The sequence below is a fragment of the Streptomyces sp. NPDC005799 genome (genome assembly GCF_040630525.1).
GTDB lineage: Bacteria > Actinomycetota > Actinomycetes > Streptomycetales > Streptomycetaceae > Streptomyces > Streptomyces griseorubiginosus_B.
The window spans coordinates 204003-212392 of sequence record NZ_JBEXXQ010000010.1 but is presented as its reverse complement, the minus strand read 5'-3'; the positions used below and the strand labels follow the sequence as shown (position 1 = coordinate 212392).

10 protein-coding genes and 1 pseudogene are annotated in these 8390 nt (G+C 70.7%); 7 read left to right on the top strand and 4 right to left on the bottom strand.

The annotated features are described in order from the left end of the window. Together ABZ453_RS12915 and ABZ453_RS12910 are read left to right on the top strand one after the other, a co-directional pair. Nucleotides 1-94, top strand: a pseudogene (locus tag ABZ453_RS12915) (TetR/AcrR family transcriptional regulator); the annotation flags it as partial. A 289-nt stretch (nt 95-383) separates the two neighbouring features. Continuing rightward, entirely contained in the window at nt 384-761 is a 378-nt protein-coding gene (locus tag ABZ453_RS12910) for a hypothetical protein (protein ID WP_359014441.1), read from the top strand. 24 nt (nt 762-785) lie between these two features. Here the strand turns inward: ABZ453_RS12910 and ABZ453_RS12905 are convergent, their stop codons facing one another. Both ABZ453_RS12905 and ABZ453_RS12900 read right to left on the bottom strand, forming a co-directional pair. Beyond that, a complete protein-coding gene (locus ABZ453_RS12905; protein ID WP_359014439.1) occupies nt 786-1604 on the bottom strand; it encodes an SAM-dependent methyltransferase in 819 nt (272 codons plus the stop codon). A gap of 475 nt (nt 1605-2079) precedes the next feature. After that, complete coding sequence (locus ABZ453_RS12900) at nt 2080-3069, bottom strand: aldo/keto reductase (RefSeq protein ID WP_359014437.1); 990 nt, start codon at nt 3067-3069, stop codon at nt 2080-2082. 63 nt (nt 3070-3132) lie between these two features. Between ABZ453_RS12900 and ABZ453_RS12895 the strand changes: the two genes are divergently transcribed. After that, entirely contained in the window at nt 3133-3801 is a 669-nt protein-coding gene (locus tag ABZ453_RS12895) for a hypothetical protein (protein WP_359014435.1), read from the top strand. A gap of 43 nt (nt 3802-3844) precedes the next feature. On the opposite strand, the gene ABZ453_RS12890 is transcribed toward ABZ453_RS12895, so the two are convergent. After that, the gene (locus ABZ453_RS12890) at nt 3845-4408 is read right to left on the bottom strand and encodes an MBL fold metallo-hydrolase (protein WP_359014433.1); all 564 of its coding nucleotides are present in this window, start codon (nt 4406-4408) and stop codon (nt 3845-3847) included. 218 nt (nt 4409-4626) lie between these two features. On the opposite strand from ABZ453_RS12890, the gene ABZ453_RS12885 reads away from it, so the two are divergent. Next, on the top strand, nt 4627-5643 hold the full coding sequence (locus ABZ453_RS12885; protein WP_359014431.1) for a winged helix-turn-helix domain-containing protein: 1017 nt from the start codon (nt 4627-4629) through the stop codon (nt 5641-5643). 201 nt (nt 5644-5844) lie between these two features. Beyond that, nucleotides 5845-6417, top strand: coding sequence for a hypothetical protein (locus ABZ453_RS12880; RefSeq protein ID WP_359014429.1), 573 nt, complete (start codon nt 5845-5847; stop codon nt 6415-6417). Between the two features lie 40 nt (nt 6418-6457). On the opposite strand, the gene ABZ453_RS12875 is transcribed toward ABZ453_RS12880, so the two are convergent. Then, entirely contained in the window at nt 6458-6724 is a 267-nt protein-coding gene (locus ABZ453_RS12875; protein WP_359014427.1) for a hypothetical protein, read from the bottom strand. Between the two features lie 359 nt (nt 6725-7083). Between ABZ453_RS12875 and ABZ453_RS12870 the strand changes: the two genes are divergently transcribed. Beyond that, on the top strand, nt 7084-7326 hold the full coding sequence (locus tag ABZ453_RS12870) for a hypothetical protein (protein ID WP_359014424.1): 243 nt from the start codon (nt 7084-7086) through the stop codon (nt 7324-7326). A gap of 76 nt (nt 7327-7402) precedes the next feature. After that, nucleotides 7403-8356, top strand: a complete 954-nt coding sequence (locus tag ABZ453_RS12865) for a hypothetical protein (RefSeq protein WP_359014422.1) — start codon at nt 7403-7405, stop codon at nt 8354-8356. The last annotated feature ends 34 nt before the right edge of the window (nt 8357-8390 follow it).

Genomic DNA, 8390 nt, shown 5'->3' with positions numbered 1-8390 from the left:
CGCCAGCGCCCGCGCGGGAATCAAGGCCGACACTGCGGCAGGGCTCGTCGTCCCCACGGTGACCACGCTGCTCGATGCGGCGGGCATGCGCTGACGGGGACGCCCGCCCGGTGCACGAGCTCCGGAGCCCGCCCAGCCCGCCCCGCCCGAGAGGCGAGGACACCCAGGGCTTACACAGGAAAACCGGCCCGCCGCCGCTTCCCCCACAAGCCGGTCAAGGAAGTCACCGGCGGCTGGCGGCCCCCGGCGAAACGCGCGGTGTCCACCGACCGGGACACACGTACGTGACCACCCTGCTCGACGCGGAAGTCATGGGCCGCCGCGTCCCCCGCCCGGAACACTCGCGGTCTCGTCGGCAGCGGTGAAGCGAGTATCGTCCGGACATGGACACCACGGCTGAACCCCGCGTCCTCGTCATCGGCCTTGATCCCTACCGAGTGCCGGGGCCGTGGGATCCCGAACCAGTGGCCAAGGCGATCGAGGGGGGACTTGCCAAGTTCGCCGAACACGGTGTGGGCGTGGAGACGTGCCTGGTCGGCCTTGACGGAAGTGACGACGTGACCGCGGTCGTCGCGAACGCGCTGCGAGCCCGTCGGTGGGAATGTGTCGTCCTCGGCGGTGGCCTCCGGCACTCGGACGATCAGGCCGAACTCCTCGAGCAGGTGGTCAACCTGGTCCGGCGGCACGCACCCGATGCGGCCATCGCCTTCAACAGCGCCCCGGCCACCACTTACGAGGCCGCCGCCCGTTGGATCGGGTGACGGCATCACGTCCGGCGATCACCGCTAGGCCTTGCGGGCCAGTCCCGCCGCGATGAGGTGTTCCCAGACCGTGAGTTCGCGTTGGCCGTCACCGTTCCACTGGCTGTCGTGCTCGTCGGGACGCCACAGGGACGCGGGAACGATCCCGGGATCGAGGATCTCCAGGCCGTCCAGCAGAGCTGCGATCTCCTCGTCGGTGCGCCAGCGGCCCCGGCCGAAGGTCTGCTGGAGGACCTTCTCGGCCTCGAGGGTCTCCGCGTTGTTGCCGGAACGGAAGTGGCTGACGAAGAAGTAGCTTCCCGAGGGCACCTGTTCGCGCCAGTAGCGGACGATGCCGGCCGGGTCCTCGTCGTCGTTCACATGGTGGAGGATGGCGCTGAGGATGACGGCGACGGGTCGGTTGAAGTCGATCAGTTCCAGGGTGTCGGGGTGGGTGCGGATGCCTTCGGGGTCGCGCACGTCGACCGCGACGACGCGGGTCCGTTCGTTGTTCTCCAGCAGTGCGCGGCCGTGGACGAGCACCTGGGGGTCGATGTCGACGTACACGACCCGGGACTCGGGGGCGTTGCGCTGGGCGACCTGGTGGACGTTGTCGGCGGTCGGCAGGCCACTGCCCAGGTCGATGAACTGCCGTACGTCCGTGGTCTGCGCGATCTCCCTGACCGCCCGGGTCAGGGCCGCGCGGTTGGCGAAGGCGATGGCCACCGAGCCGGGCAGGTCGCGCTTGAACACGTCGCCGATCTCCCGGTCCACGGCGTAGTTGTCCTTGCCGCCCAACAGGTAGTCGTAGACGCGGGCGATGCTGGGCTTGGTCGGGTCGATGGAGGAGCCTTCGTGGGTCATGACGGCCATTCTTCCCGCAACTTCGCCTGCTCACAGCCGTTTTGCTGCGAACTACTGGGCCCGCTGCTCGGGACGCCGTGCGGTGACGAAATGCCGAACCGGATCGACTCGACGTACCGCGCCGGGGTGGTGCCGAGGTCATCCGGATCGCTGAGCGCTGAGGACGCCAGGGCACCTGGTGGGGCGAAGGCGGAAGTGGCCCCGGTCACAATTCAACTGTTCCCCCATTCGGTCGGGTTAGGAATCCGAAAGCGGGGCATGCGCGTGACGAGTGGCACGGCGACCGCACCTCCCCCCTGGTGACGGAGCCGGTCACCTCACGCGCGGTTTCGCGGCACTCCCCCCCGCCGCGGAAACCGCGCGCCGGAGGTCCTTGCGGCACACGGCACGAGAGGCTCCCCCACCTCGACTCCAGCCGCAAGGACCTCCCACCGCGCCCGGTTCGGACATCCAACTGGCGCCCGCGGTCCACGGGTCAGCGGTTGACGGACCGCATCCCCGCCTCGTCGTACCGCTCTCCCGCCACCTCGGGCAGCTCCGCCTCGATACGAGCCAGGTCGTCCTTGGTCAGGGCGATGTCGACCGCGGCGGCGTTCTGCTCCAGATAGGTGCGCCGCTTGGTGCCCGGGATCGGCACCAGGTCCTCACCCTGGGCCAGCACCCAGGCGATGGCGAGCTGGGCCGGTGTGACGTCCTTCTCGGCGGCGATCTCCTTCACCTTGGCCGCCAGCCGCAGGTTCGCCTCCAGGTTGGCGTCCTGGAAGCGGGGGTTCTGGCGGCGCCAGTCGTTGACGTCCAGATCGTCCGGCGAGGTGAACCGCCCGGCGAGGAACCCGCGTCCGAGCGGCGAGTACGGTACGAAGCCGATGCCCAGCTCGCGGCAGGCGGGCAGCACATCGGCCTCCACGTCCCGCGACCACAGCGAGTACTCGCTCTGCACGGCGGTGACCGGGTGCACGGCGTGGGCCCGCCGGATGGTCTGCGCGCTCGCCTCGCTCAGCCCGATGAAGCGCACCTTGCCCTCGGCCACCAGTTCGCCGAGCGCGCCGACCGTCTCCTCGATGGGCACGTTCGGGTCGACCCGGTGCTGGTAGTACAGGTCGATGTGGTCGGTCCCGAGCCGCTTCAGGGAGCCGTGGACCGAACTGCGGACGTGCTCGGCCGAGCCGTCCTGCGGACCGACCGTGCTGATGTCGCCCGGTACGGCGTCGTCCATGCGGTAGTTGAACTTCGTCGCGAGCACGTACTCGTCACGGTGCCCCCGGATGGCCTCGCCGACCAGGGACTCGTTGGTGAGCGGCCCGTACATCTGCGCCGTGTCGAGGAAGGTCACCCCCAGATCGAGGGCGCGTCGGATGGTCGCGATCCCCTCCTCCTGGTCGGCGGACCCGTAGAAGGCGGACATGCCCATGCATCCCAGGCCGATCGCCGATACCTGCAATTCCCGCAGACTGCGCTTCTGCATGCCGTGGTCCAGCCTTTCCTGCACTCGTTCGTGCGTGGTTCAAGGACACGAGACGGCGCCCCGGTGAGACCGCCCGCCGACACCGGCCTCGTGCGCCGCTGTGTCTTCGACGCTACGACTTGGAGCGCACTCCAGGGCAAGCCCGCCGGGGGCGGGTACCGCACGTCGCTGGGCGGCGCGTCCCAGACCCGGGTGGTGGGGCTGTCGGGGGTGAAGCGGGGCCAACCTGGATCGCCGGTGGCGGCGAAGGACGTCCACGCCGTCCGGATGTGTTCGGACAGTGCCGCGCATTCGGTGGGCGGCGGGGAGCCCACCAGGCGGGCCGCCGGGCGAGTCGCCGTCGTGCCGAAGACGAACGGGACGTCGACCCCGTGGGCGGCCCCCAGGGTGGGGCCCTGCCAGGCGAAGTCGCAGGTGGGGATGGGCCCGGCGGTAGTCGTCGGCCGACTGCTTCTCCAGCCCGATTGCCTCCGCCACGATCGCAAGGTCGACGTCCGGCGGGGGCGGCGCACCCTGACCCCGGAACTCCTCGTGGGTGAAACCGCAGACGAGCTCCACGTCCTGGCCCGCACTCTCCCCATCGTGCGGCTGGCCGGACGTCCCGCCTACGTCACGGCCTACGCCGTCGGCGCACAGCGGCACGGCAGCGCCGAGGCCGGTCTGCTCACCGGGGGCCCCACCTTCCGCGTCCTCGCCGCCGACGGCACGGAACTGGCGAGATGGGGCCGATGAGCGGCGTACCGCGAGACCGGCGACCGGTGGCTGCGCCGGCTGCTCAGACGGGTGTCGACGCCGACGGCGTGAACGGTGCCCCGTGCCCCGGCACGATCAGCGCCGGGCCGAGGGCGAGGACCTTCTGCCTGGCAGCCCGCAACTGCTCGCGGTCCGGGGCGAAGGGATCGTCCGCCGGGCCCTCGGCGGTCCACCACAGATGGGTCAGGACCACGAGGCCCTCGTCGGTCGTGACGACGGTGCTGATGTCCTGCGGGGTGTGTCCGGGCGTCGTCATGAGCTTGATCGACGGGGAGAGGTGGTAACCGTCCGCGTCCCGGTCCTCCCAGATGTCATCGCGGTAGATGGCCATGTGGTCGTGGAAGCGGGCCGCCGGAAACAGGGCGGCGTTCAGCGTGTGGTCCGGGTGGTGGTGGCTGAAGACGACGTCGGTGACGTCCTCGGGGCTCAGTCCGTGGTCCCTCAGCGGATCCAGGATAAGCCGGCGGTCGGCGACCATGCCGGGATCGACGACCACGACGGTCGCGCCGTCGACGAGCAGGCTGACCGTGCCGGCCACGCGCGTGTCGGCGTATCCGGTGGTCAGTAGCCGGAAGGCTGCGGGCATGAGGCGCTCCTCGGAGAATGGGCCTGACAGGCAGTATGCAGCCGCGATCGCTGCAGGGAAGGAACGCTCGACCGCCGCCCACCACCCGGACCGGAACCAGAGGTTCCGAACAAGGCGGCGCCGCGGTCAACCAAGGGCACCGGCCACTCGTCCCCCTTGATGGACCCGTATCACGCATCGCCTCGACCAACCCCCCACCACCATGAAATGAGGCCTGCATGCTCCGCATCCACTTCACGTCCCTCGACTTACAGAGCATCCGCGTGGCCCGTCGCCCCGATCCGCTGTGGGAACTCGTCTGCGCCGCCTGCCGACTGGTCACCCGTCAGGGGCCGCTCGAGTTCGGCGCGTGGCGCCGCGGTGTCCTGCAGCGGACGGCCCGCGATCTGGAGGCGCGCCGCGCCCTGCATCTGCTGGGGACGCTCGTCCCGCCCGTCGGCTACATCCCCGACTTCCTCACCCCGTCCGTCTCGGACGAGGGTCTGCCCGCAGCCTTGGAACAGGTGCGGGCCACACCCCGCGCCCGGCTGCAACAGGAGTTGGCCATTCTCGGCGGTTCCCGCCCGCTCCCGGCGTGGACGACGACCCTCGGCAGGCCGGGGGACCGAAGCATGGGTTCCCTGGTCAGGGCGTTGGAGGTCTCTTCCAAGACCCTGCTCGAACCGCGGTGGGGCCTGGTTCGCCGAGCCGTGCACGCCGAGGTCGATCTGCGGGCCCGCACCCTCCTCGACGGCGGAGTCCGTGCTCTGCTGGAGAGTCTGCGGCCGTTCGCCCGGTGGAACCCACCGGTTCTGGAGGTGGACTATCCCGCCGACCGGGACCTTCATCTGGACGGCCGAGGTCTGCTGCTGCTCCCTTCCTACTTCTGCTGGCGCAGGCCCACCGCGCTCGCCGACCCCACCCTCGGCCCGCTGCTCGTCCTTCCGCTCACCGCCCGGCCGTTCGACACGGTCGCCCTCAACGGTGGCGGCCTGGAGCGCCTGTTGGGCCGTACCCGGGCCTCCGTGCTGGCCCAGGTGGCACGCGGCCGCACCCGCACGACCTCCGAAGTGGCCGAAGCGGTGGGCATCGCCCTTCCCAGCGCCAGCTACCAGCTCGCCGTCCTGCGGGACGGAGGACTGGTGGCGAGCCAACGGGCGGGCCAGTTCGTACGGCATTCCGCGACGGCCATGGGTCACCAACTGCTGGACACGGACGCACGCTCGCTGACCGGAACGGATCCGGCCCACCCCTGACGGGCCCGGAAAACACCGGCCTTTGGAGGGTTGCGTTCCGCCGTGCTCCGGCAGCGCACACCGGCGAGTGATTCGCCAGGGTCCGCCACCCCTTCCGCCAGGTGGAAACATCTACCAGCATGAATATGCCGGGCCTGGCCGTCCCGGCTGTGCGGGAGGAGTCTGTCCGCTTGCGCGGGCAACGGGAAGCCGGAGGACACCATGCAGACCGCCATGCGGCAGGCCACCGAGTGGCTCGCGGCCGCTGCGAACGACCCACGCGAGTGCAAGCGGCAGTGGCACAGCGAGTCGGGTATCGCGGTGCTCGCGTGCGGCCGGTTCTGGGACGTGCTCAGCGTGCCCGAGGAACTGGCCATGCCCGCCCTGGACGCCCTGCTGGGCATCCCGCAGCCACCCGGTCCCGCGCTCGCGGACGTGTGTGCCCGCCGGGTGGCGTTCTTCCTGCCGCCCGATCCCACGGGCCGCTGGATCGGTTCGGGCATCCGCTACTCGGGCAAGGGCGCGTGGGTGGCGGTCCCGGCGCCGTACCGCGCCGTCGGACGTCTGCGCTGGGTGATTCCGCCGAACGGGAGCGGCGCGCTGTTCGTGCCGGCCGCCGTGGAACTGGCCCTGCAGCTGGCCCTGGGCCGGCTCTCCTCGCAGGCCCGGTGGACACGACGGTGCCCCACGTGCGGGGCGCCGACCCCCGACGGCGGTTTTCCGGCCGTCGACGCGGCCGTCGACGCGGCCGTCGGTCGCCCGCGGAGCAGCACGCCGGACACCGCGAGGCCGTGAACGCGCCGCTGTGAGGCTGCGTCCGCGTGCGGGCAAATGATCAGCGGGCTTGCTCCACGCGCAGCTCGGCGACGCGTTCCCAGCGCGCCGCACGCGCCGGGCCCGGATGGTGCACCGTGATCGCGGGACTGATGGCCGTGAGCAGCGTCCGCTGGGAATCACGAGCCCCCGGTACCATGCGACCGCGAGCCCGCCACTCCCTGATCAGCGCGGCGTAGATGGGCGGATCCTCCTGCGGCGCCGCGAGGCACGTGCCGTACGACGTCCGCTGTTCCTCGTCCTCGGGGACGAGGAGCCCGGTGCTCACGGTGGGGTCCATGCTGGAGGCAACGCGCCCGCGTACGCAGGCGGTACGTCTTCGCTCCGCTATGGCCCCATCGGATGAGGCCGGGTCCTTCGACAGGGGCGATGTACTTGTCCGACGAGATCACCATCGACGGTGCCTGAGCGCCTTGTCGGCGCACGGGTGATTTCCGTCATGGCCGTCAAGGCCGTCGTGTTCGAAACGCTCCCGGGGAGCGACTCAACGGCCCCTGTCCGCCCCGTAGTTCGGCCACTCGGTGGCGTGACGGTTTGTCGGCTTGTTCGGTTTCGAGAGGTATCTGGTGGGGCGCCACCTAGCGCCTGGGGGGAAGCCCTGCCGCGAACGCGGTCCAGTCGCCGGTCGTGCGCCCCCTCGACCGGCTCGCGCCGTTCGTGGTGATCGTCCTGCTGGGTGTGGTCGTCGTGGGCCAGGTGGTGGTCCACCGGCAGACCCATCCCGCCCCGCCGCGGAACGCCGAGCCCGCCTGCTTCCCGAACCCACCTCGGCCCTCCCGAACGCCGGACTCCCCGCCACGACGGCCACGGCCCAGCCCACAGGAGATGGCCGGGCGCGGCGTGGTCGCCATGTCCCGGGAGGGCTGTTGAGACATCGATGTCAGTTGGCCCTGTTATAACCGGGGCGTGGGCACTCAAGGGGGGTGCCCGTGTCGAGGAGGGGAACATGACTGTGCGCAGACGCGCGGTTTCTCCGCGGTCGCTGCTGGGCGCGTTAGTGAGCCTGGCCGTGGCGGTCGGTCTCAGTGTCGGCGTGGCCGGGTCGGCGTCGGCCGCCGCCGGTACGCCGGCGGCCGTGACCAAGTACAGCTTCACCAGCCAGTCCGGCGACTACATCGGCCAGGGCGGCAGCGCGACCTACACACCGTCCACGGCCACCGTCAGCGCGGACGGCGATGCCGGCTACGTGCGGTTCAGGGTGAGCACCGCCGACGAATGGTGGGACGTCGACCTCGCGGCGCCCACCGGAGAGCAACTGCACCCGGGCGTCTACCGCAACGCGGAGCGCGCCCCGTTCCGTACCGGACGGTCACCCGGGCTCGACGTCTCCGGAGACGGCCGCGGCTGCAACGAGGTCTACGGGCAGTTCTCGGTCAACCAGATCGAGACGGACGCGTCCGGGGCGATCACGGTCCTGGACGCCACGTACACCCAGCACTGCGAGAACGCTGACGCCCCCGCCCTCAAGGGCGTCCTCAAGTACCGTGCCCACCCGCTCTCCTACGCCTACACCAGCGATGCCGGCGACTACATAGGCCAGGGCACCAGCCAGACACATCGGGGCGCCACCAGCACCTTCTCGCTCAGCGGCTATGGCGACGGCGTCCGCTACGGCGTCTCCGGCAAGCGGGAGTACTGGACCGCGGAGCTGACCCCGCCCGACGGCGAACAGTTCGTGGCCGGACGGACCTACCAGGCGCAGCGCAGCCACGCCCCCTCCGTGGCAGGACTCGACGTGTATGGCAACGGACGCGGCTGCAACACCGTCACGGGAGAGTTCACGATCACCAAGCTCGCCCGTGGCGACGACGGAGTCATCAAGGCGTTCGCCGCCACGTTCGTACAGCACTGTGAGGGCGGCGGACCCGCTCTGCACGGCACGATCCACTACTACGCCTGACCGACGGGCGGCCCGACGGAAGGCGTCGGGCCGC

What these genes read in the sequence shown, in the direction of transcription:
- ABZ453_RS12900 (WP_359014437.1), bottom strand. Translation starts at nt 3,069, where the DNA reads ATGCAGAAGCGCAGTCTGCGGGAATTGCAGGTATCGGCGATCGGCCTG.
- ABZ453_RS12880 (WP_359014429.1), top strand. Translation starts at nt 5,845, where the DNA reads ATGCAGACCGCCATGCGGCAGGCCACCGAGTGGCTCGCGGCCGCTGCG.
- ABZ453_RS12910 (WP_359014441.1), top strand. Translation starts at nt 384, where the DNA reads ATGGACACCACGGCTGAACCCCGCGTCCTCGTCATCGGCCTTGATCCC.
- ABZ453_RS12905 (WP_359014439.1), bottom strand. Translation starts at nt 1,604, where the DNA reads ATGACCCACGAAGGCTCCTCCATCGACCCGACCAAGCCCAGCATCGCC.
- ABZ453_RS12885 (WP_359014431.1), top strand. Translation starts at nt 4,627, where the DNA reads ATGCTCCGCATCCACTTCACGTCCCTCGACTTACAGAGCATCCGCGTG.
- ABZ453_RS12865 (WP_359014422.1), top strand. Translation starts at nt 7,403, where the DNA reads ATGACTGTGCGCAGACGCGCGGTTTCTCCGCGGTCGCTGCTGGGCGCG.
- ABZ453_RS12890 (WP_359014433.1), bottom strand. Translation starts at nt 4,408, where the DNA reads ATGCCCGCAGCCTTCCGGCTACTGACCACCGGATACGCCGACACGCGC.